The 21,276-nt window shown below is 54.8% G+C and carries 26 protein-coding genes and 2 tRNA genes; 27 read left to right on the top strand and 1 reads right to left on the bottom strand.

Annotated features, from left to right (window positions below):
- Positions 1-425, bottom strand: a 425-nt coding sequence (locus tag H8S57_RS15540; protein ID WP_501981582.1) for a transposase family protein, incomplete at its 3' end; no start/stop codon positions are given.
- Between the two features lie 202 nt (positions 426-627).
- On the opposite strand from H8S57_RS15540, the gene H8S57_RS15535 reads away from it, so the two are divergent.
- The 27 genes from H8S57_RS15535 (at position 628) to H8S57_RS15405 (ending at position 21,091) form a co-directional block, all read left to right on the top strand.
- Positions 628-715 (top strand) — tRNA-Ser (locus tag H8S57_RS15535).
- Between the two features lie 57 nt (positions 716-772).
- Positions 773-863 (top strand) — tRNA-Ser (locus tag H8S57_RS15530).
- A 344-nt stretch (positions 864-1,207) separates the two neighbouring features.
- On the top strand, positions 1,208-1,882 hold the full coding sequence (locus tag H8S57_RS15525) for a hypothetical protein (protein WP_186908909.1): 675 nt from the start codon (positions 1,208-1,210) through the stop codon (positions 1,880-1,882).
- A 73-nt stretch (positions 1,883-1,955) separates the two neighbouring features.
- Positions 1,956-2,645, top strand: a complete 690-nt coding sequence (locus H8S57_RS15520; RefSeq protein ID WP_186908908.1) for a hypothetical protein — start codon at positions 1,956-1,958, stop codon at positions 2,643-2,645.
- A gap of 51 nt (positions 2,646-2,696) precedes the next feature.
- On the top strand, positions 2,697-3,845 hold the full coding sequence (locus tag H8S57_RS15515) for an antirestriction protein ArdA (protein WP_369807641.1): 1,149 nt from the start codon (positions 2,697-2,699) through the stop codon (positions 3,843-3,845).
- A 3-nt stretch (positions 3,846-3,848) separates the two neighbouring features.
- Positions 3,849-4,313 (top strand): DUF4313 domain-containing protein, encoded by a 465-nt coding sequence (locus tag H8S57_RS15510; protein WP_186908906.1) that lies wholly within the window; start codon positions 3,849-3,851, stop codon positions 4,311-4,313.
- Positions 4,310-5,299 carry a DUF4240 domain-containing protein gene (locus H8S57_RS15505; RefSeq protein ID WP_186908905.1) on the top strand — a complete coding sequence of 330 codons (990 nt, stop codon included), beginning with the start codon at positions 4,310-4,312 and terminating at the stop codon, positions 5,297-5,299. The genes H8S57_RS15510 and H8S57_RS15505 overlap by 4 nt, the downstream gene beginning before the upstream one ends.
- Positions 5,296-6,033: a hypothetical protein gene (locus H8S57_RS15500; protein ID WP_186908904.1), complete on the top strand. Its 738-nt coding sequence runs from the start codon at positions 5,296-5,298 to the stop codon at positions 6,031-6,033. Before H8S57_RS15505 ends, H8S57_RS15500 begins: the two co-directional genes overlap by 4 nt.
- A gap of 181 nt (positions 6,034-6,214) precedes the next feature.
- Positions 6,215-7,267, top strand: a complete 1,053-nt coding sequence (locus H8S57_RS17490) for a hypothetical protein (RefSeq protein WP_243204859.1) — start codon at positions 6,215-6,217, stop codon at positions 7,265-7,267.
- Positions 7,268-8,362, top strand: coding sequence for a DUF4314 domain-containing protein (locus H8S57_RS15490; RefSeq protein WP_186908903.1), 1,095 nt, complete (start codon positions 7,268-7,270; stop codon positions 8,360-8,362).
- A complete protein-coding gene (locus H8S57_RS15485; RefSeq protein ID WP_186908902.1) occupies positions 8,355-9,536 on the top strand; it encodes an antirestriction protein ArdA in 1,182 nt (393 codons plus the stop codon). The genes H8S57_RS15490 and H8S57_RS15485 overlap by 8 nt, the downstream gene beginning before the upstream one ends.
- A complete protein-coding gene (locus tag H8S57_RS15480) occupies positions 9,533-10,567 on the top strand; it encodes a hypothetical protein (protein ID WP_186908901.1) in 1,035 nt (344 codons plus the stop codon). The genes H8S57_RS15485 and H8S57_RS15480 overlap by 4 nt, the downstream gene beginning before the upstream one ends.
- Positions 10,568-10,719: 152 nt before the next feature.
- Positions 10,720-11,064: a hypothetical protein gene (locus H8S57_RS15475; protein WP_186908900.1), complete on the top strand. Its 345-nt coding sequence runs from the start codon at positions 10,720-10,722 to the stop codon at positions 11,062-11,064.
- The gene (locus H8S57_RS15470) at positions 11,061-12,047 is read left to right on the top strand and encodes a DNA adenine methylase (RefSeq protein WP_207723830.1); all 987 of its coding nucleotides are present in this window, start codon (positions 11,061-11,063) and stop codon (positions 12,045-12,047) included. Before H8S57_RS15475 ends, H8S57_RS15470 begins: the two co-directional genes overlap by 4 nt.
- A gap of 2 nt (positions 12,048-12,049) precedes the next feature.
- Positions 12,050-12,493, top strand: a complete 444-nt coding sequence (locus H8S57_RS15465; protein ID WP_186908899.1) for a hypothetical protein — start codon at positions 12,050-12,052, stop codon at positions 12,491-12,493.
- Positions 12,486-13,211 (top strand): DUF3849 domain-containing protein, encoded by a 726-nt coding sequence (locus tag H8S57_RS15460; RefSeq protein WP_186908898.1) that lies wholly within the window; start codon positions 12,486-12,488, stop codon positions 13,209-13,211. Before H8S57_RS15465 ends, H8S57_RS15460 begins: the two co-directional genes overlap by 8 nt.
- Before the next feature lie 18 nt (positions 13,212-13,229).
- Positions 13,230-13,589 (top strand): SpoVG family protein, encoded by a 360-nt coding sequence (locus H8S57_RS15455; RefSeq protein WP_186908897.1) that lies wholly within the window; start codon positions 13,230-13,232, stop codon positions 13,587-13,589.
- A gap of 80 nt (positions 13,590-13,669) precedes the next feature.
- A complete protein-coding gene (locus H8S57_RS15450) occupies positions 13,670-14,176 on the top strand; it encodes a YodL domain-containing protein (RefSeq protein ID WP_186908896.1) in 507 nt (168 codons plus the stop codon).
- 143 nt (positions 14,177-14,319) lie between these two features.
- Complete coding sequence (locus H8S57_RS15445) at positions 14,320-14,574, top strand: DUF6133 family protein (protein ID WP_186908895.1); 255 nt, start codon at positions 14,320-14,322, stop codon at positions 14,572-14,574.
- Positions 14,574-14,978, top strand: coding sequence for an A24 family peptidase (locus H8S57_RS15440; protein ID WP_186908894.1), 405 nt, complete (start codon positions 14,574-14,576; stop codon positions 14,976-14,978). Before H8S57_RS15445 ends, H8S57_RS15440 begins: the two co-directional genes overlap by 1 nt.
- Before the next feature lie 10 nt (positions 14,979-14,988).
- Positions 14,989-15,819 carry a Flp pilus assembly protein CpaB gene (gene cpaB / locus H8S57_RS15435; protein ID WP_186908893.1) on the top strand — a complete coding sequence of 277 codons (831 nt, stop codon included), beginning with the start codon at positions 14,989-14,991 and terminating at the stop codon, positions 15,817-15,819.
- Positions 15,816-16,622: a CpaE/TadZ family protein gene (locus tag H8S57_RS15430; RefSeq protein WP_186908892.1), complete on the top strand. Its 807-nt coding sequence runs from the start codon at positions 15,816-15,818 to the stop codon at positions 16,620-16,622. The genes cpaB and H8S57_RS15430 overlap by 4 nt, the downstream gene beginning before the upstream one ends.
- 142 nt (positions 16,623-16,764) lie before the next feature.
- Entirely contained in the window at positions 16,765-18,261 is a 1,497-nt protein-coding gene (locus tag H8S57_RS15425; protein WP_087238898.1) for a type II/IV secretion system ATPase subunit, read from the top strand.
- Positions 18,258-19,187 carry a type II secretion system F family protein gene (locus H8S57_RS15420; protein WP_186908891.1) on the top strand — a complete coding sequence of 310 codons (930 nt, stop codon included), beginning with the start codon at positions 18,258-18,260 and terminating at the stop codon, positions 19,185-19,187. The genes H8S57_RS15425 and H8S57_RS15420 overlap by 4 nt, the downstream gene beginning before the upstream one ends.
- Before the next feature lie 4 nt (positions 19,188-19,191).
- Entirely contained in the window at positions 19,192-20,064 is an 873-nt protein-coding gene (locus tag H8S57_RS15415; RefSeq protein WP_186908890.1) for a type II secretion system F family protein, read from the top strand.
- An 11-nt stretch (positions 20,065-20,075) separates the two neighbouring features.
- On the top strand, positions 20,076-20,471 hold the full coding sequence (locus tag H8S57_RS15410; RefSeq protein ID WP_186908889.1) for a DUF4320 family protein: 396 nt from the start codon (positions 20,076-20,078) through the stop codon (positions 20,469-20,471).
- Positions 20,472-20,545: 74 nt separating this feature from the next.
- Complete coding sequence (locus H8S57_RS15405) at positions 20,546-21,091, top strand: hypothetical protein (protein WP_369807640.1); 546 nt, start codon at positions 20,546-20,548, stop codon at positions 21,089-21,091.
- The last annotated feature ends 185 nt before the right edge of the window (positions 21,092-21,276 follow it).

Below are 21,276 nucleotides of genomic sequence, written 5' to 3'. Positions count from 1 at the left end.
TCTACCGGTACCCGTTGCCCTGGGTACGTCATCTGCTCATAGGGCTTTGGCTTGTAGACTGGTTTCTTCTCGGCCTGCGGGAACAGCCCCAGCTTGCGCATGACCCGGAACAAGCTCTCCGGGCGGCGGGTATAGCCCCGCTTCCGCAGACGGTGCCACAGTTCCACCATGCCCAGTTCGGGATTACGGCGGCGCATATCCCGGATCAGCTTCAGCTCCGCCTCCGTGTGCTGATTGGGATGGCTGTGCGGGCGTCTGGACGGGCAGGCCAGGGACTGCACCGTCCCGTCCCAGCGGGTCTTCCAGAAGTAGATGTACGACCGGCTCCTGTTGTACTTCCGGCCGGCTCGGCTCACACCATATTTTCCCGCGTATTGCATCAGGGATTGCCGATATGCCATGTCCTGTGTTATACGCTTGCTCATGAAGGATATGGCCTCCTCTCGTCAAGTTGTTGTGTGGTAACTCAACTTTATCCGATGAGGCCATTTCCTTCATCCTTTTTATTCGACTGTCCAATATGTATTGTACTCTTACACTCTTCCGCTTTGTTTTTTGCGTCTTTCGGTTGACAAGCCGTGCAAAACATGGTATCATATCTTTCGCATCTGATTGGGCGTCGAACGTGGAGAGATGTCCGAGTGGTTGAAGGAACCGGTCTTGAAAACCGGCGATGTGGAAGCATCCGTGGGTTCGAATCCCACTCTCTCCGCCACTTATTTTCTCCCGGTACGTTGACCAAAATCGAATAAGCGATTCGAAAACCGGACTTGGAGAAGTACCCAAGTGGCCGAAGGGGCTCCCCTGCTAAGGGAGTAGTGTGGGAAACCGCAGCGAGGGTTCAAATCCCTCCTTCTCCGCCATAAAAGCAAAACAGTATAGATGCCGTAGGCCAGAAGCCTACGGCATCAACTGTTTCCGGGCTTTTCCCCCTCGAAAATTCACCGATGATTCCATAGATGCCAACCACTGTTTTCCCCTAACTGGTGGGACTCGAACCCCCTTCTACTCAGAGGTTGGCAAAATCAAAACCATGTGGTGCCCTTTTTGAAGCAGTATTTTTCAAAAAGGGCGCTATTTTTCTGCCAGTAGAATACACAAAGTTTGGGGCGTCAATTTGTTGGTCGTGATGGGCCAATCGATTGGCGCCCTTTTTCATTTTCAGACCATTTCAAAAAGGGCGCTAAGATTCAGGAGGTAACACAAGATGGATAGAGAACAATTTTTCCGAGAGCTTTGCACGGTGCTTGGACGAGAAGGTTTCACCACACAGCCGGAGCAGGATGACCTCCTCCCGGTGGAATGGGACAGCCGTCCTCTCTGCCGAATCACAGAGGGTGGCGGGGTTCGCTACTGGCAAGAGGATGTGGCCACTTCGGAACGGAACCAGGCCTGTGAGCGGGCCACCAATTTGGCCTGCATGGTACAGGAGTACATGACCTTGATGGAACAGGCTCCCCCGCTGAAGGCTCAGGGGTTGTCGGGAGATTTCAGGGTGCTGGCTGATTTCAATGGAACGGTTCTGGCCGGACATCCGACCCAATATGGTGTCCACTTTATCACCTGGGACTGGAACTTTGACCGTACAGGTCTTAACTACGGACGCTACTTTCAGGAAAACTATTTGGGCGCCAAGCAGGACTTTGCCACCCGTTCCGGTCTCATCTCTAAACAGCAGATATTCAATGAGGCACAGCTCACTGAAATTTACCGCTGCTGTGCTGATACCCTGGACGCCGGATTCGATTTGACCTACAACCAGGAGCAATGCATCAAAAGCGTTCAGGAACAGATCCTGAGCGGAATGCCCAATATCCTGGATCACATCAATGAGCAGGAGCAACACTCTACGGATTCTCAAAGCCAGGAACTGACAATGTAATACACCGAGCGCTGGAGTTTTAGAAGCAAGACTCCGGCGCTTTTTTTATTTCACCGAAAGGAGATCACTACCCATGACGCGCCACTTTATGAGAGATACCCCCTTGTACCAGATGGAGCAGATGATGATGACCCCGCCTCATTTTAAGCCCAGAGGCCACGGCCTGCGCCGCTCCGGATTCCGGTATCAGGCCAAGGATGTGGACTGTGAATACTGCATGAATTACTCTCGCAGGAACCTCTGCCCTCTGGACCAGTGTATTTGTCTGGGGGAACGGATTGAAACCGGGGCTCTCAGCCTTGAGGAATTGCTCCGGGACTGTCTCAACAGTAAGCCGAAGATGAGTCTGTGGAGGCGACTGGCACAGCTTCTGTACCAGCAGTCCCTGCAGTTCTTTCGTACTGACGAACACCGCAGACGATGGATGCACTGGCGAACACGCTACCACCGATTGTCGCAACGCAACCAGGCAGCGCTGTTTCTCCTGACAGCCTACGATGATATTTGGCGCAGGGTGATCTGGAAAGTCGAAGATAATGGCTTCGATTTTGACTCCGTCCGGCTCGCCGGCATCCAGCCGGAGCTTTACAGCGTTTATCAGGCAGCGAAGGCTATTTCCATCGGCAGCCAAAACATTACCATTGCTGATCTCGCATCCCGTGAACTGGTCACAGATGAGGCGTTCCAACTGATTATCTGCGCTCTGCTTCTGGCCAAGTACGGTAATGCGATTTCAAATTTAGAAAGAAAGGGTGATTCCTAAAGCATGATGGAAGCAGTTTTAAGCAATTCGGACCATCCGGAGTTCGGAGAAGTGACTATTCCGCTTCCCATCCCCAGGGAACAATACGACCACTGCATAGAGCTGGTGAATGCACTTGAAATTGGAAGTGTTGTTGCCTCCGACTGCCATGTCAATGAGATCTGCAAAGGGTGGCCGGTATTTTATCGTCTGGAGGGGATGCAGGTCAATCTGGACGAGCTGGATTATCTGGCTAAGCGGCTGGAGAGCTTCGATGTCGGTGAGTACGCACAATTCCAGGCCATGACCGAAAAGCTGGATCTCACCAGTATGAAGGATCTGATCAACCTGACCTTCTGCTGCCAGCAGGCAACGGTTATTACGGATTTTTCTGACCTGGCAGCCATTGGCCGCAGCCACTATCTGAATACCCACGGTGGATGTGCCAGCACCGAGGAGTTGGAACATCTGGATGGTGAGGAAACAGCAATTCTTCTGATTGAAGGCAGCGAAGGTACCGTCACGCGCTACGGCGTGGTTTATGACAACGGTATGCAGCTCTCGCAGCTCTACGATGGAAAGCATCTCCCCGGCTACCACTATGAAGCGGATATGATCATGGTGGGATTGGTTTCCCGGCAGGAACCGGAGAATACCAAAAATGTCACCTGGATATACCTCCCCGCATCCAAAGGACAAATCGAACGTGCCATACAGCGCAGCGGCATTGTCGATCCCAAGGATATGTGTTTCCGCATGGGTGACAGCATGTTCCCGGAGGAAGTGGATGTGGCACTGGACTTTCGCTGTGAAGACATCTATGAACTCAACGAGCTGGCGCAGGCCGTGGGTAAACTCTCTCATGATGACTGCATCAAACTGGGTGCTGCTGTGAGCATAGCCCGACCGGAATGTGCCAGTCAGATCCGTCATCTGGCCGAGAATCTGGTTCTCTTTGAGTTTGCCCCCGGCGCTCACACCCCTGCCGAATACGGAAAATACATGATCCAAGAATCCGACCATTTTGAGTACGACCCCAATCTGGACGAGTACTATGACTACGAAAGATACGGCCTGCAGCACATGGATCAGGAATCCGGTATGTTCACCAACCGCGGCTACATTGCCTACCAGGGTACGCTGAGTCTGGAGGAATTGATGATGGAAGATCCGACCGAAGCACACGAAGCGGAATACGGATTGCAGATGGGAGGAATGTGAATTATGGCCACCCTCAAAATTAAAGACTTTTTTGGTGAGGAGGTCACATTACAGCCTCGGCTTGAATTGTACTCTGTCACCGATTTCATGGGGAAAGAAATGCCCGGCCTCGCAGTTGTTCTGGATCAGCTGGGCAGAACCCCGGAGGAAACAGAACAGTATGCAGTTCTTACCGTGTCCTTCGGGGAATTTATCAGCGTTAAGAACAGCGCATATATCGACACCAATAACTGCTATTTTGCACAGCAAATTCTTGAGCAAGGAGTTGCTCAAGATACCGGCCTGTCAAAGAGCAGCGGCTTTTGCCAGTATCCTCTCTGGCAATTCAATGAGGATTTTCTGCGGGAGATTGGCGGCGCCAACTACGAAGAATATGTACGACAGTTTGATGCATACATGCCCTTTAGCGATTTCGAGGAGGACGAGGAAGAAGACCTCACAGAAACTGCAGGAATGGTGATGGAATGAATCAGGCTGATTTCTGGAAATTGATTGAGAAAGTCAATCAAGCCTGTCCAAGCCGGGATCATGAAAGCATGGAGGCCCAAATAATTGAACAGCTTATTCATCACAATGTCGATGATATCCTGGACTTTCACCTGATTCAACAGGAATACTATCACATCGCACACAGAAATGAGCTGGCTGCTGCCGGTGAAGTCATGGGGATCAAACCGACGGATGACAGTTTTCCTGCCTTTCTCTATTGGCTAATTTCGCAGGGGAAGTCCACATATATGGCAGCACTCCAGAACCCGGATTCACTGGCCGATATTCCCTGTGAAAGAGAAACGCCCTCATTTTTAGGCTTCGGCTATGTCGCCTATAAGGCATACAGCATCAAAATGAGCCTTCTCGATCCTCAAGATATGAGTGACATTTATGGCGCGATTAGTGACCGTGGATATTATAGTCCTGCGCCCGAAACTCAGAAGGAAATTTATCAGGAACTTCCTGATCGAGCAGACATCGATCCGTCGTACACCTTGGAAATAATCCGCGTACTGTTTCCAAACCTCTATGACAAGCATGCAGACCAGATTGAAAAAACTGGCCTATACTGGGAGCAGCGAAATAAGCTATTACAGTCTGACTGTGTGATTCATGCCCGTATTGGCTTGGGGCTTCGTCCAAAAGAATTATACTTTGAGGGCACTCCTGAAAACATTGCCCACTTTCTTGCCTCATATAAGATTGCTGATTCTATTCTCCTAACAGATTTGACGGATCACCTGGTAGTCTATTCCTCTGGTTGGCACATTCTCTCTTGTCCTGATGAGGAACTACACCAAGAAATCAATCGCAGTTTATATCCAATCCAGCGGAGCGAGGAAGAACTCCGGCCAGTTTTTTCAGTTTCAGACTGGATAAGTCGTGAGGAACTGGATACAGCAATCTTTGATGAACCACCCCAGTGGGGACAAATCTTTCAACCAGGAGGACTCACCGGGTGAATCGTGAAACTGATCTTTCCAAGGTAAAGCTGGTGGCGCACACTCTTCTCGATGTTCATATTCAAGAAACAGCATTCTCTCCCATGATTGTGAGCCACCCCTTCACGAACTCCGGAATTACCGCTCTCCGAAATGAAGACGGCAGCCTTTCCATGGTCGATCTGGTCAACAACGCAGATGACTGTACTAAATGGCGCAGTACAGTCGGGAAGCAAATCGACAGTGCCGAGAATGCCCATGAGGTCTTCGCTCTGCTGAATCCCCCTTATTACCTGACCTTCATCAAGTTCACCGCCGCTGCTCTTTCTGAGCAAGATTTGGGAAAGCTCTTATCAATCGCATGGACGCAGGAGGAGTGTCCAAACCAGGATTGCAATATCAGTAAAAGAGAACTGTTGGCTCTGTTCCGCTCCGTCTCCCCAGAATATCTTATGGACGAGGAGGAGCGGCAGGTGTATGAATCCATGGAGGACCCCGTGACCGTTTACCGTGGCGTAACGCCATACAACCAGAAGAATGTCAAAGCACTGTCGTGGACATTGGATCGTCAAACCGCAGAATGGTTCGCCCACCGCTTCGGCGAAGAAGGCACGGTGTACGAAGCGCAGATCAAGAAAGAACATATCCATGCGTATTTTAGCGGAAGAAATGAGTCAGAGGTAATCGTAGACTCCATGTATCTGGAACAAATCACGGAGTCCCCAGAACCGCAATTTGATATGCAAATGACTTGAACAACACGAGGAGGACTGTAAATGAAAAAGAAAATCCTGATCACAGCAGCATCTCTGGCCGCACTGGGAGCTGCTGTCGCCGGCTATCTTCACTTCTCCGGCAAAACGGCTTTTGACCGTAGCTATTGCCGCTGAGTTGTGGTATGTTGTGTAGCTATACCAACACGAAGGGAGTGAGAAAATGAGCAACAAAACGATTGCCGAGTTTTTGGAACATCATAAACAGTTCAGCCATTTCAGGCCCGCTTCTCGTGAGGAGGCGGGTCTCTTTTATTCGGAGCCGGACCAGGCGCTGGATGAGGCGCTGGGTACGGTTGGACATCTCCGCATGGATTTCGGCTCCGGGGGAAAAGAATTTTTCCACACCTGGTGGCCTCATAACGAAGATCAATTCAACACCGGAGAATTTAAGGACGACCTTCAGGAAGTGGTGGATGCCCTTCGTGCCGATGGTCCTTTGAAGGATCTGACCGCGATGAGCGCATACTGTCATCGGAACGGCGGAGCAATTACGCAGGACGGCCGGAGTTACGGCTACATTGCAGAAACAAAGCATTACCGCTACTGCCTGCGCTGCACCCCGTCCCCCGGCGATTACCAAGGATATCTCTACTGCTACGACCTGCGTCAGCAGCAGATGGCCCATCAGAACAAACCGATTGGCCGAGTGACATTCGCCAGCGGCGAGCAGATGGAGTATCTGGATGGAGAAACATATCTGGCGGCCATTCGGGAAGAATTACCCTATATGGCCACCACCGGATTCCGCTGCGAAACGCTGACGGATGACCCTGCCATCCGCAAGGCTGTGGACGACATCCTGCTGGACTGCGCTGGCGAAGCAAACCCTCGTCGGGAATGTAGCTACGGACTGACAGAAAAGGGCATGAAAGCGTTGCGGGATGCGGCTGACCCGTCGCTTCCGCACAGCTATAGCTGGTTTGTCATCACCGACTGCAATACCCAGGAGGAGCAGTTCCATCGGGATCTGACCTTGTCGGATGCCGTTCGGATTTACAGCTCCAGCGACCGGCCTGAAAAGCGCATTGGAGTCACGAAGGATGGCATTGCCTCGGTAGACCTTGTTCACACACAGGATGGTGAACAGAGGCTCTTCGAGGACTATCAGAAGATGAACAGCTTTCAAAATGATCCTGAAATTCTGGCAGCGGTAGATTGTCTCCGGCAGGAGCTGGAGCTGCCCAGCCAGGGCATGAGTATGGGAGGAATGTAAATGGCGGTATCCAAGGAATGGCTGAACTTCCTGCGGGAGCAGTATCCGGCAGGAACCAGAATCAAGCTCAGAGAGATGAAAGACCCGTATGCCCCGCTGCCCCCCGGCAGCACAGGTACCCTGAAATACATCGACGATATCGGCCAGTTCCACATGAAGTGGGACAACGGCAGCGGCCTTGCCCTGATTATCGGGGAGGACAGCTTCTCCGTGATCCCGCCGGAACTCACTACTCTGAAGCTGTATATGCCCCTGACAGCGGACCTCTATACCCGCAACGAGTACGGTGAGATGGAGGATGAAAGCACCCTGCTGGATGGCAAAATGCTGCGTGGCTACGAAGGGGACATTCTCAGTGCGCTGATCAAAAATCGTATGCCGGAGGAATCTGCGCGCGGCCTGATGCACTGGTACAGCGGAGATGACAGCGTCAACCGGAAAGTCCAGTCCGCTGTGTTCACGGTCGAGGATCGAAACGGCCAGCTCTGGGGTGTGGCTGAATGCCGTGTTGCAGGGACGCTTACGCCGGAGGAGCTGACCAACCTGAAAGAGTACATCTCTGGACAGGCATCGGATGGCTGGGGCGAAGGCTTTGAGCAGCGGGACATCTGCATCGGTGATGACGAGCTGTATGTCCATCTGTGGAACTTCGACGATTGGAGCATCCAGACCGAGGACGAGTGCTTCTCCCCAAAACTTGCGGAAGGTCTGCCGGAGATGTGCTTCTCCACGCTGCAATCCACCGGCGAACTCATCTGCATCAAGAGAGGTGAAACCGGCTACTATCCGTCCCAGTGGAATACCGGGGACAAGGAGAAAAATGTAGAACTGGCTGACCAGCTGAACGAACAGCTGGGTGTGAATATGTGGCAGCGGCAGGCCATGGAGGTGGGCAGCATGTGCGGCTGGGATGTCCCCGGCGCTGACCCCGCCAAGTACCAGGAAGACTATGTACAAACCGGGGCCCCCGCCGAAGCCCAGCACAGCAGGTTCGGCGGGGAGAGGAGTTCCGGCGAAATGAGTGAGCCTTGTCCCCAGGACGAGGCGAAGGATATGGAGTACGGAACGACGATGGGAGGGATGACCCTTGGATAAGGTGTTTCGTGTGGAGCTGTCCGGAAATAAGGACCGTTGCTGTGAGCTGGAACTCCCCGCTGCCTACTACAGCCTTCTGGATGCGCTGGACAAGCTCCAGATGGCCCCCGGCGATAAGCCGAGATGGGAATTCCTCGAACACCACAGCTTTCCGTTCCTCCATGTCCATCTGGCCCATGAATGTGATCTCTATCAGCTCAATGCCCTGGCGACCGTCCTGGGCCAAATGAATAGCAGAGAGAGAACCGCATTCGAAGGGCTGTTCAACATGGAGGTGGCCAAGAAATACGGCCCTATCAACATTGCCACCATGATCGACCTGGCCTACAGCACAGACTGCTGCCATGTGGTCAAGGCTACAACAGATGAGCAGCTGGGCAGATTCTACGCTGAGAATGATTTCATCCCCGCCCTTGAAAAAGTCCCCGACTCCATCTTTGAGTATCTGGACTTTGAAATGCTCGGCAGAAAAGCCCGATTTGAGGAGGGCGGTGTCTTTGCAAGCAACGGATATGTCACACAGCATACCGAACTGAAACAGGTATATGAGACGCTGGATCTCATGCCTTCGGCTCCCTCCTATGCCATCCGCCTGCTGGCCGGAAGCTCGCCCATGGACTCCGATGGCCTGCCGGAAAAGCAAGTATATCTGAACCTCCCCGCAACACAGGAGGCGTTGGATCATGTGCTGGAGGTGTGTGAAGCGCCCTCCTGGCGTGAGATGGTCTTCTGGGCAGAGGATGGCGCTGTTCCGGATTTTCTGGAGAGTATGGACTGTGACGATATCCAGGAACTCAATGAACTGGCAAAGCACCTCAAATGCCGGGAAAACAGCGGCGAGCTTTCCAAACTGAAGGCGGTCATCCTTGCAACGGACTGCCACGATGTCGGAACCGCTATTCAGATCTCTGAGAACCTGGATGACTACTTGTTCGAGCCTGACCAGAGAAATCCCGAGGAGGTTGCATCCGAGGAGCTTCGGCTCATTGTGGACGAGCAATCCCTCTCGATTCTGAAGAAGCATGTCAGTCTCTACAACTATGGCCTGGATGTCATGGCCGCCAACAATGCTGTGCTGACTCCATATGGACTGGTACAGCGCAGAGATGGCAACGAGCTGCTCCAATCCCAGGAACACCCGTCTGAGCGCAGTGGAATGGAGATGATGCAGTGAACGCGCAACAGTCTGAACTCTTCGATTTGCTGGATGGCTTTGAGATGACCAAATCCCAGCATGACTGGCTGGAACGGCGATTTGAAAACATGACGGTAAAAGAAAGCCTCTTGTTCCGTGGGGCAATGCAGATCGAGCACCCCCAGATGACTGCCGATGTGATGCTGATTGCCAATCAGCTGGATCACTACGACCTGTTCTACGGTGCAGGAGACGATGCCCGACTTGGCAAATTCGTCATGGAGCAGATCCAGCGCCCCTCCTCCCAGGCACGTGCATTCCTTGACCCGGAGAAAGTGGGGGCAGCTTACCGTCAGAAAGGTGGGAACACCTTCTGCAATGGGCACTTCATCAAGGTCGCCTCTCTGATCGATCCGTTCCTGGACGGCGACCCGACGCTGAACCCCGACAAAGGTGACTACGGCATCCGGGTCAAGCTGGCAAGCCGCTCCAATACGGAAGGCGTGTGGGTTGGATTCCCGGACACCGGCGAGTATATGGATACCGCACACCCGGACGAACTTCTCTTGGCGCTGGATGCACTGGAGGTAGACTCTTTGACTGAGTGTATCGCCGTGGATGTGGACTGCTGCCTCCCGCAGCTGGAGAACATCCTCTCCCAGTATGCCTCCGCAGCGGAACTTGTCCGTCATGCCATCGACTTCGGCTATGCGTGGGGTGAGCAGGGTCAGGGCGAACCCCGGTGGCTGGATAAATGGCAGGCTGTTATGGAGCTGGAGGACTGCCACCGTCTGGATTACGCCCTGGATCTGGCACAGAACCTCCACTGCTATCACTTCATGCCCCGCGATATGGAGCTGGAGGACTACGGCAAAACACTGGCGAAACACGACGGTGTCTACCCCAAGGATGAACTGCTCGCCTCCTGCTTCGATGCGGAGGGTTATGCCAATCAGCGGATGAAGAACATGGGTTTATCCGCCGCTGAGCATGGTTTCGTATCCTGGAACGGCATAGAGCTGGTCTATGAGTACAGTCAGCCGGATATGGAGCCGACCATGTCCATGTGAGAAGCCCCCACAGAACAGTTGCCGCCGGGACGGAGGTGATGAAATAAAAAATGAAATAGCCTGAACGCCACAGGGGCCGTTACCCGAATCGGGACAAACGGCCCCTGATTTTTTGCGCTCTTTTCGGGTAACAGCCCCGGAAAGGAGCCCGTATGACCACGACAACGGATAACCCCATCGCCGAGTACCTGAAGACCTATCACAAGGGAGCGCAAAGCGTCATATCCAGCCGGGAGCTGGAGGCAGCTTTCCATATCCGCGGCCCCGACCTGCGCCGGTTGATCAACAGCCTGCGTGGAGATGGCATCCCCATCTGCAGTTCTGATTCCGGCTATTACTACGCCGGTACTGAGGAAGAACTGCAGAGAACCATCCGACAGCTCCGGAGCCGGATCAAGAAGATCGCCCATGCGGAACGCGGTCTCACCAAGGCGCTGGAGCAATCCACCGACAGCGGACAGATATCCCTTCCGCTGGAGGGCGGTGATACCGCTTGAAAAGCTTCATCCCCTGGGTGGGCGGTAAAAGCAAGCTGCTGTGGCTGATCCGAAAGCTGTCTCCCTCGCGGTATTCCCGTTTTATTGATGTGTTCGGCGGCAGCGGCACAGTAACCCTGAGCCGCCCCATCCAGCCGGGATGTATGGAGGTCTACAACGACTTCAACAGCGACCTGACCAACCTGTTCTGTTGTGTCAAAAACAGGACCATGGCACTCCTGCTGGAGTTGGGGTTTCTGCCGCTGAATACACGCGACGATTTCAATGTGCTGTATAAGTTCTTCTCCAAAGAGGAATTCACCGATGACTATCTGAAAGAGGAGCTGGAGCTGACGGAGCGGTATCTGGAGCTTCCGGACGCTGAGACCATCCAGAGAATGATGCTGGAACGAGCGCCTCGCGGTGATGTACGGCGCGCTGCCGACTTTTTCAAGCTGATTCGATACAGCTTCAGCGGCGGCGCCAAGTCCTTTGCCGGAAAATCCTGCGATATCCGCCGTTTCTTCTATCTGATTTGGGAGTGCTCCCGCAGGCTGGCAAATGTCGTCATCGAAAACAAGGACTGCGTAGAAATCGTCCACCAGTACGACCGGCCAGACGCATTTCTTTATTTTGATCCGCCCTACTACGATGCAGAGGACTGTTATGCGGCGGTGTTTCCCAAGGAAGATCATCAGCGTCTCCACGACGCTCTGCTGGAGTGTAAGGGATATGTCATGGTGTCCTATAACTACTGCCCATTCATCGTGGAGCTGTACAAGGAGTTTTATATCTTCTACACCACTCGCCCCAACAGTATGTCTCAGAAGGCCGGAAGCGAATATGAGGAGATCGTCATCACCAACTACGACCCCCGCCGCCACGATTCCGCAAGGCATTGGCAGCTCAACCTTTTCAACCTGTCTGCCGCGGACGAGGAGGAAGGAAAATACACCCTGATCCACGAACCAACAAAAGAACTCAGACAGAAAACGGAGGAATGAACATGACATTTATCAAGTACACCAACGACGGCAAGGCCGTCATCCAGCCCGCCGCCCTGACCTTAAGCGGCCTGGACAGAGAGGAAACGCTGGAGATGCACACCTTGGAAAACGCCATTGTCCTGCTCAAGCCTGATATGGAGCCTGTGGAGAAAGCCGCCGCCATGATGACGGTGATGCGGCTGGCCCACAGTCTGTGGGAGGATATGCTGGCCGACTGGGAGAACCAGGAGGACGATGAGGATATGTGCGACGGCTGCCATGGCTGCGATGAAGACATGCTCCCCATTCCCGCCGAGGCCTTTGAGGATGCCGATATCCTGTACGACAACCTCTGTGTGATCAGCGTGGACGGCGCTGTCCTGGTGGTATCCGATGACCGCAAGACCGCATGGAGCGAGGCGTTGGCCAAAGCGATCCTTGAAAGCGAGAAAGCCAATGACTAAGGATCACGCCTACCTCTACCTCAGTTCCTTCTCCGAGGCCAAACGGCAAAACGAGGTAGCTCTCTGGCGGGCAAGCCACTTGGAGAACATTGCTTGCAAGCAGGCCATCGAGGAGGCCATTCGCAGAGGTTTTGACGGGATGCACCTGGACCGTGACTGCGCCAGAAGCGTCATCGACAAGTTCGGATTCAAGCGTGTGGGGTGGGTGCTGTCTGCCACGCTTCAGCAAAAGCAGTACGATGGACGATTCAGCCCTCAAAACAAAACATGGGCCGCATCCACCTTCATTCCTCCCAGCGACCGCAATTACGAGTTTGCGGTGGAGAGTCACCCCGCTGTGCTGGACGGCTTCGTCAACGCCTTCCGGGAAGCGCAGGCAGAGCTGAAGCTGTTCAACGGCTCCCACTGCGACGATATGACCGAACAAGAGCTGGAAGGCAAGGTGCTGGTCATGAGTCCGTTCACGCTGAAGGAGTCCTACTGGGCGCCGGAAAATCAGCTCTGGCTGGCCACCGGCGGCTTTGGCTGCGTACCCACTGCCGCAGGCAGAGCGGTATACGCCACCTGCCTTGGCGATGGAGAGCAGACACGCTGGAATCGCAGCGACTTTATCGGCATTCTCCGGGAGGAACATCTCCCCGACTGGGCCAGAGAGCGTCTGGAGCAGCTCCAGCAGGAACCTCCCGCCGCTCCCGAAATGAGTCATCCATCCATGTAAAGAAAGGAGATCCGTCACATGGCAACACCGAAGAAAAAGCAGCAGGAAATCCCCACACCCCAGGTGGAAGCACGAATCGACCGCCTGGTGGATGGGGATTTCAAGACCAAAGCCTATGCCAGTGCCACCATCGGCGGTGCCTTTGCCGTCCACGGCATCCGGGTCATTGAGTCCGACAAGGGGCGCTTCATCTCCATGCCCCAGGAGTCCTACAAGAAGAATGGCGAAACCAAATACATCGACACCTTCCACGCCATCACCGCCGAGGCACGGACCGCACTGGTGGAGGCAGTCAACGGCGCTTACGAGCAGAAGCTCCAGGAGCAGCAGGAGCAGAAAAGCGACGCTCCTGAGCAGACCATGAGCCAGCAGATGTAACCTGGCTGTCCGGAAGGAGGTGATGCACCCTGATTCGTTTCACAGTAGACAACCAAAACCGCCTGATCTTCTATGGCAATATGGTGGGCTATGTAAAAGACAGCACCGCCGTTGTGGACGAAATGTTCCAGACCGATGAGCTGTCCCGTTATCTGGCCAGAATGAACCTGGCTCCCCAGTGGGAGGAGGGCGTATTTGACCGCCTGACTGCCGGCGAGGTACCCGGTGAGGAGCTGGGCCAGCCGCAGAAAGGCTGCCGCATCTGGCAGCTCCGAAAAGATGTGGACGTCACCATGCGTTTCATCGGATATGAGGATCTGGTCAAAAAGTTCGGAGAACCGGATGCAGGCAACTACACGCAAGTTTTCGAAGGCGACCTGGGAACCAATGATCTGGAGCGGATCTATGCCATCTGCAGGGATAGTCCTCCTCCCGGATACCAGGGATACCGAATGGCACTGTCCGATGTGGTGGAGCTGTACGACGCTTCCGGCAGTGAGTTTTATTACTGCGACCGGGTGGGCTTCCGCCCCATCCAGTTCAACCAAAGTCAGGAGCAGGCAGAATACATCGAGATGACCATGTAGGTCGGACGGTTACCCATCGTCCGGCTTTTGCTTTACCAGTGCGAGGCCGCAGCCCTCCCGAATCTGGAAACCTGTGACCGAACCTACATCATCAAACCATCCAGAAACACTCAAAATTCATTTACTTACAGGAGGATTTTTTTATGAAGAAGCTGTTTAAGAACATCGCCAACACCGCCAAGACTACCGCCGCCAACTGCAAGTCTTCCATCATCACCTTCCACAGCCGAGCTATCAGCGGCAATGCCGGCGAAGGTTATATCGATACCGCTGTCAAGGTGCTGATCGCCGTTGTTCTGGGCGCCCTGGTGCTGGCCGGCCTGTATGCTGTGCTGAACGACACCGTCATGCCCACCGTCACGGAGCGTATCCAGGAGATGTTCGACTACGCTGGCTGATGCTCTGGGTACAGGCACTGGTCTTTTGCGGCGGTCTCATTTATGCCGCCGTTGATGACCTGAAAACCAGAACAGTCTGCGACATCGTCTGTATCATCATTGCTGCGGCGGGGCTGATCACCATCAGCCCCGCCTCCTTTTTGGGGGCGCTGCTGGCAATGGCCCCATTTTACCTCTGTGCAGGTCTCGGCCTGATGGGGGGAGGCGACTGGCGGTTAGCCGCCGCTGTAGGCTTTGTTCTGGGATTTGACCGGGTAATCACAGGCTTGTGTCTTATGGCCGCTGCGCTCCTTTTCGCTTCCTTTGCTATGCGGGTAATCCCAGCACTGCGGAAGAGTGCATCGGCAAAGCAGCCGCTGGTTCCGTATTTTGCGGTGGCTTTTATCCCCGCATATTTCTTATAAGGAGGCTTATATGAAAATTTTCCGTAACCGCACCGTGGTCGGTGTGCTGTGTATCCTTCTGGCGCTCCTCATCTGCTTTGGAGTAACGCCCCTGTTCAGCCGCAGCGCCAGTGAGAAGGCTGAGATCGTCCGCGTCACCGCCGACATCAAGGAGGGCGACGAGATCACTGCTGAGATGGTGCAGACCGTGGAGGTGGGCGCCTATAACCTGCCTTCCGGCATTATGACAGACAAGGATGATGTCATCGGCAAGTACGCCACTGCCGATCTGACGGTGGGCGACTACATTCTGGACAGCAAGCTCTCCTATGAGCCCGCCGCTGAGAATGCCTATCTGTACAATCTGGACGGCACCAAACAGGCCATCTCGGTCACCATCAAGAGCTTTGCCACCGGCCTTTCCGGCAAACTGGAAAGTGGTGACATTGTCTCCGTCCTTGTGGCAGACTACAAGGGTATGGGCGAAACCGTGATCCCGCCTGAGCTGCAGTATGTAGAGGTTATCTCCGTTACCGCTTCCTCCGGTTACGATGCCAACACCGGCGAGGCTGTTGAGGATGAAAAGGAGCTTCCCTCTACCGTTACCCTCCTGGTGACTACCGAGCAGGCCAAAGTTCTGGCCGGACTGGAACAGGAAAGCGAACTGCATCTGGCCCTGGTCTACCGCGGCGCACCTGAGAATGCCGATGAGTTTATCGCAGCGCAGGACGCTCTGATTGAGGAACTGTACGCCGAGCCGGAGGCTGAGGCAGCGGAGGGCGCTGAGAATGCGGAAAGCGCTGAAACCGTGGAAAGCGAGGGCGCTGATCCTGCTGCAGAGAGCGAGGCGGCTGGGGAATGAATTTCATCAAAGGAAGCCTGTTTCGTCGAAACACTGAACCGGAGGAATTGGAACCTGTTGTGGAGTCCGGTGGCGGCGTTCTCGCCGTGTGGGGAAGCCCCGGCTGCGGCAAAACCGTAACCGCGGTGAAGATCGCAAAGCATCTGGCGTCCCAGAAGAAAAATGTGGCGCTGCTGCTCTGCGATATGACCGCCCCCATGATGCCCTGCATCTGCCCGCCCTCTGAGCTGGAGTGCGACAAATCCCTGGGCAGCATCTTCGCCGCCCAGCGGATCTCCGTGAATCTCATCAAGCACAACCTGACCACCCACAAGAAGCTGTCCTACCTGACCATGCTGGGGCTGCGCAAGGGGGAAAACGAGTATACCTACGCGGCCTGCACCAAGCAGCAGGCGGAGGAACTCATCCGCGGTCTGCGTGAGATCGCCCCCTATGTGGTCATCGACTGCTCCAGCTATATCGCCAATGACATCCTCTCCGCCGTGGCGCTCATGGAGGCCGACAGCGTCCTCCGGCTGGCCAACTGCGACCTGAAATCCATCGGCTACCTGTCCAGCCAGCTCCCACTCCTTCGGGAACTGCACTGGGATGAGGACAAGCAGTACAAGGCGGCGTCCAATATCAAGCCTCTCCAGGCGGCGGACCGCATCGGTCAGGTGCTGGGAAGCGTTGCCTTCCAGCTCCCTCACTCCCAGGAACTGGAGGAGCAGTATCTGGAGGGAACGCTTCTGAATGATCTTTCCATGAAAGACAGCAAGGCGTTCCGCCGGGAAATTGAGCGGATCTGCAAGGAGGTATTTTGAAGATGCGAGACAAATACTCATCGTCCCCCTCGGAGAGCAGGGGGTTCCCCAAAGGGGGACTGGTCCCCCTTTGGAGGCGCACCGCGAGCAAGGCGAGCCATCATTTTCCGCAGAAAATGTGTGCGCCCAAGGAGGTGTTCTGATGCTTGGCGACAGAAGAAACCACTCGTTATTCGCCCCCGCCGCGGCCACCTCCGTACCGGAGTCAAAGCCGGAACAGGCCGAGGTGCATGACATCGCCTTTGAGGAGGATACCGGCCGGTCCATCTTTGCGGAAAGCAAAGTGGCGCCCAAGGCAAGCGACCTCTTCTTCGCTCCCCTGGACAAAGGGATGCCTTTTGCAGAGGTACTCAGTCAGGTGCAGTCCTACCTCTCCGGTACCTATGCCACTCTGATTACCGACAGCGGCGATGAGGCCAAGGAGCAGATGAAGCGCCGCATTGCCCGATACCTGCAGGACAACCGTATGGCTGTGGATGGCATGACTCAGGGCGAGCTGGTCGATGCCCTGTATACGGAAATGGCCGAGTACGGCTTCCTCACCAAGTACATCTTTGCAGACGGCATCGAGGAGATCGACATCAATTCCTGGCGTGACATCGAGATTCAATATTCCGATGGCCGCACCGTCAAGCTGGATGAACACTTTGACTCGCCGGACCATGCAGCCAATGTCATCCGCCGTATGCTGCAGAACTCCGGCAAGGTGCTGGACAACGCCAGTCCCATCATTACCTCCCGTCTGGCCAAGAACATCCGTGTTTCGGTCATCAAGACCCCGGTGCTGGACGAGGATGCAGGTGTTGCGGCCTCCATCCGAATCGTCAATCCCAAGAATCTGACCAAGGAGGACTTTGTGGGCAGCGGAACTGCTACGGAGGAAATGCTGGACTTTCTGTCCGCCTGCCTGCGCTATGGCGTGTCCATCTGTGTGGCTGGCGCCACCAGCTCCGGCAAAACCACCGTGGCTGGCTGGCTTCTGTCCACTATCCCTGACCGCAAGCGAATCTTCACCATCGAGGACGGCTCCCGTGAGCTTCAGCTCATTCGGGAGCAGAACGGCAAGGTGGTCAACTCCGTCGTTCACACCCAGACCCGTGACAGCGAGAATGAGCGCCAGCGCATCGACCAGATCGCACTGCTGGACATTGCCCTTCGTTTCAACCCCGACATCATCGCGGTTGGTGAGATGCGCGGCCCGGAGGCCAATGCTGCCCAGGAAGCCGCCCGAGTCGGTGTAGCCGTTCTCACCACCATCCACTCCAGCTCCAGCGAGGGTACCTATCGGCGCATGGTGTCCCTGTGCAAGCGGGCCGTGGATACCCCCGACGATACACTCATGGGCTATGTCACCGAGGCGTATCCCATCGTGGTCTACTGCCGCCAGCTGGAGAACAAACAGCGCCGTATCACCAATATCTCCGAGTGCGAGATCCTGCCGGACGGAAGCCGCAGGCTCCATAAGCTCTATGAGTACAACATCACGGAAAACCGTCTGGAGGGCGACCGTTTTATCATCGAGGGACATCACCAGAAGTGCGAGGAGCTGTCGGAAAGCCTGCAGCGCCGCTTCATCGAAAACGGTATGTCTCGCAGTGAGCTGGAGCAGTTTATCCAGAGAAAGGAGGCATCTGCGTGACAACCATCCAACTGATTGCCTGTGTGGGCATGATCGCCGGGCTTTTTATGGTGCTGAACATCTCTCCCAGCGAGCTTTGCGACAGCATCTTCTCCAGACTGACGGCAGCTCCCGGCAGCATCCGCGCAGACATCAATGAGACAACCAAGCGGAAAAAGGCCGGTTTCTTTCGTCGGGAGATCACGGAAGCCCAGGCGGTATTGGCCGCATCCGGGCGGGAGGGAAAATTCCCCATGGTGTGCATGGCCTCCCTGGTGCTGTTTGCCCTTGGCGCCTGCACTGCCATCCTTGCCGGGAACGCCTTCCTCGTCCCCGTACTGGCAGTGGGCTTTATGCTGCTTCCATTCTGGTATGTCAAGCTGACGGCCGGAGGCTTCAAAAAGGATGTGGCCGCAGAGCTGGAAACGGCGCTGTCGGTCATCACCACCGCATACCTGAGAACGGAGAACTTCCAGCAGGCCGTAGAGGAAAATGTCCGCTACCTGCACCACCCGGTGCAGGAGGTGTTCCAGCGGTTTCTCACCCGCATCAAGCACATTGACCCGGATATGGATGCCGCACTTCATGACTTGAAATATGCCATCGACAACGAGGTATGGCAGGAATGGTGTGAAGCCGTTTCTGCCTGCCAGACAGACCGCAGCCTGAAAAGCACCCTGACTCCCATCGTCAGCAAGCTGTCGGATATGCGGGTAGTCAACGGAGAACTGGAAAATCTGGTATACGGCCCCCGTAAGGAATTCGTCACCATGGCAATTCTGGTGCTGATCAATATCCCGCTGGTACGCTTTATCAACACGGATTGGTATCACACCCTGGTGGATACCATCCCCGGCCAGATGGTCATCGCCGTCTGCATCGCCGCTGTATTCGTGTCCTTTGCTTTTGTGGTGAAACTGACACAGCCCATCGAGTATCGGAGGTGAGGAAATGGGCGCACTTTTATTTCTGTTCGGCGCCGCATTGGCCGCCGGACTGTATTTTGTCCTTGCCGACCTGCTGAAAATCCCTCGGCTGGCTGCGGAACGCGCGCTCATCTCTGCTGGGCGGCGGGAGCGTAGTCTGGTCAAATCTCTGGAAGCATTGATTCTCGGCTGGGCATTGAAGCTGGCCCCACTGATCCGGATGGATGAGTACAAGTACCGGCGGCTGGAGAACAAGCTCACAGCGGCGGGGCTGGATATGACCCCGCAGGTCTACACAGCCTATTCGATTCTGAAGCCCTGCCTGATTCTGCTGGGCATCATCCCGTGCCTGCTGATTCTGCCCATCCTAAGTCCCCTCATCGTGGTGCTGGCTGTTCTGACCTGGTTTAAGGAGAGCCGCCGTGCTGACGAGCTGGTCAAAGCCAGAATGGAACTGATCGAGGGCGAGCTGCCCCGATTTGTCGCCACCATCCATCAGGAGCTGGCGGCCAGCCGGGATGTGCTGCGGATTCTGGAAAACTACAAAAAACACGCCGGACCGGACTTTGGTCGGGAGCTGGATGTGCTGACAGCGGATATGCGGTCCTCCTCCTATGAGGCAGCGCTCATCCGATTTGAGGCCAGAATGGGCTCAGCCATCATTTCGGACATCGTCCGCGGTCTCATCGGCATTCTGCGTGGCGACGATGGCAGGATGTATTTTCAGATGCTCTCCCACGATCTGAAAGCGCAGGAACTGCAGCGGCTCAAAGCCAAGGCCGCAAAAATCCCGCCCAAAATCCGAATATTCAGCTTTATCATGCTCGTGTGCTTCATGATGACCTACATCGTCATCATCGTGTACCAGATCGTCAACTCCCTGGGGAGCCTGTTCTAAAGGAGGTCGCCATGAGAAAATTACTGAAACGGCGCTCCGGCGAAGGCTATATCGATGTGTGCGTTCTGGTGGTGTGTGCCATGCTGGTGCTGGCACTGGTCGCCCGTGTGCTGCCGGTCTATATCACCAAGCAGCAGCTGGACACCTATGCCGTGGAGCTGGTGCGTGAGGCAGAAATTGCCGGCCAGGTCGGTACGGAAACTACTCGCCGTGCGGCGGCTCTTACCGACAGCACCGGGCTTGACCCCGACATCCGGTGGTCCACCACCGGACGAATCCAACTCAACGATGAGGTCACTGTGACCCTGACGCTGGAAACGGATATCGGCCTCTTCGGGGGGCTGGGCTCATTCCCCATTACACTGACTGCGGAAGCCACAGGCAAGTCGGAGGTGTACTGGAAGTGAACAGCGTGCCGCTGTCCCCAGTTCGCGCACCAGGAACCAAAACGAACGGGCCTGTATGCCCGCGATGAAAGTTGGTGAAACCATTGAAATGCAAGCAGATCTTTCGCCGTCGCTCCGGCGAGGGCGCCCCCATGATTCTGGCCATTGTGCTGGTCTTGCTGATGCTGTTCTGTGCTGTGGCTGAATTCTGCCGGATATGGATCATCGCCCAGGGCGTGAAAGAAGCCGCACAGCAGGCAGTGATCTCCACCGTCAATGACAACTATGACGATGTGTACCACGCTGTGCGAGAGGGTTATGCCGCTGGATGGTATCCGGATGGCACAGGTCGCTGGGATGAGAGTATTGACACCGGCGATGTATATGGTCAGCTTTCCGAAACCCTGGGTTTGGAAAATGCAGCACAGGGTTACCAGAAGCTTTCAGGTGGAGAGGTGGAGTACACGATCTCCGGTTTGTCTGTGGAACTGGAGAACAATGGCCTTAGTTCCGGTCAGAGCGAGGGTTACACCGCTGTGGTGGAGATTCACTTGGAGGTTCCGGTACGCTTTCTCGGAAACCTTCTGCCCTCTGCCGACATGACTTTGCACACAGAGGCAAATTATATACCGCTCTTCTAAAAAGGTTTCTCCTTTGCAATAGACTTCCACGAAAAGATGTGGTATTGTCCACTTAACAAGGAAAACGGGGCACTGTAAAGTAAACATGAAAAGTTAGGACCCAAAAATCAGCCAATATCTCTACGCAACGAGCAAAAGCTCCCGTTTGCGCTTTTTGGACAGTTTAAGACCGGCACACTGAGCTG

Origin of the sequence: Lawsonibacter hominis, from assembly GCF_014287895.1 — a bacterium.
GTDB lineage: Bacteria > Bacillota > Clostridia > Oscillospirales > Oscillospiraceae > Lawsonibacter_A > Lawsonibacter_A hominis.
This window is presented reverse-complemented; position numbering and strand designations above follow the sequence as displayed.

Coding starts and splice junctions, on each gene's coding strand:
- H8S57_RS15525 (WP_186908909.1), top strand. CDS start 1,208: ATGGATAGAGAACAATTTTTCCGAGAGCTTTGCACGGTGCTTGGACGA.
- H8S57_RS15520 (WP_186908908.1), top strand. CDS start 1,956: ATGACGCGCCACTTTATGAGAGATACCCCCTTGTACCAGATGGAGCAG.
- H8S57_RS15510 (WP_186908906.1), top strand. CDS start 3,849: ATGGCCACCCTCAAAATTAAAGACTTTTTTGGTGAGGAGGTCACATTA.
- H8S57_RS15505 (WP_186908905.1), top strand. CDS start 4,310: ATGAATCAGGCTGATTTCTGGAAATTGATTGAGAAAGTCAATCAAGCC.
- H8S57_RS17490 (WP_243204859.1), top strand. CDS start 6,215: ATGAGCAACAAAACGATTGCCGAGTTTTTGGAACATCATAAACAGTTC.
- H8S57_RS15490 (WP_186908903.1), top strand. CDS start 7,268: ATGGCGGTATCCAAGGAATGGCTGAACTTCCTGCGGGAGCAGTATCCG.
- H8S57_RS15475 (WP_186908900.1), top strand. CDS start 10,720: ATGACCACGACAACGGATAACCCCATCGCCGAGTACCTGAAGACCTAT.
- H8S57_RS15465 (WP_186908899.1), top strand. CDS start 12,050: ATGACATTTATCAAGTACACCAACGACGGCAAGGCCGTCATCCAGCCC.
- H8S57_RS15460 (WP_186908898.1), top strand. CDS start 12,486: ATGACTAAGGATCACGCCTACCTCTACCTCAGTTCCTTCTCCGAGGCC.
- H8S57_RS15455 (WP_186908897.1), top strand. CDS start 13,230: ATGGCAACACCGAAGAAAAAGCAGCAGGAAATCCCCACACCCCAGGTG.
- H8S57_RS15450 (WP_186908896.1), top strand. CDS start 13,670: ATGGTGGGCTATGTAAAAGACAGCACCGCCGTTGTGGACGAAATGTTC.
- H8S57_RS15445 (WP_186908895.1), top strand. CDS start 14,320: ATGAAGAAGCTGTTTAAGAACATCGCCAACACCGCCAAGACTACCGCC.
- H8S57_RS15440 (WP_186908894.1), top strand. CDS start 14,574: ATGCTCTGGGTACAGGCACTGGTCTTTTGCGGCGGTCTCATTTATGCC.
- cpaB (WP_186908893.1), top strand. CDS start 14,989: ATGAAAATTTTCCGTAACCGCACCGTGGTCGGTGTGCTGTGTATCCTT.
- H8S57_RS15430 (WP_186908892.1), top strand. CDS start 15,816: ATGAATTTCATCAAAGGAAGCCTGTTTCGTCGAAACACTGAACCGGAG.
- H8S57_RS15425 (WP_087238898.1), top strand. CDS start 16,765: ATGCTTGGCGACAGAAGAAACCACTCGTTATTCGCCCCCGCCGCGGCC.
- H8S57_RS15415 (WP_186908890.1), top strand. CDS start 19,192: ATGGGCGCACTTTTATTTCTGTTCGGCGCCGCATTGGCCGCCGGACTG.
- H8S57_RS15410 (WP_186908889.1), top strand. CDS start 20,076: ATGAGAAAATTACTGAAACGGCGCTCCGGCGAAGGCTATATCGATGTG.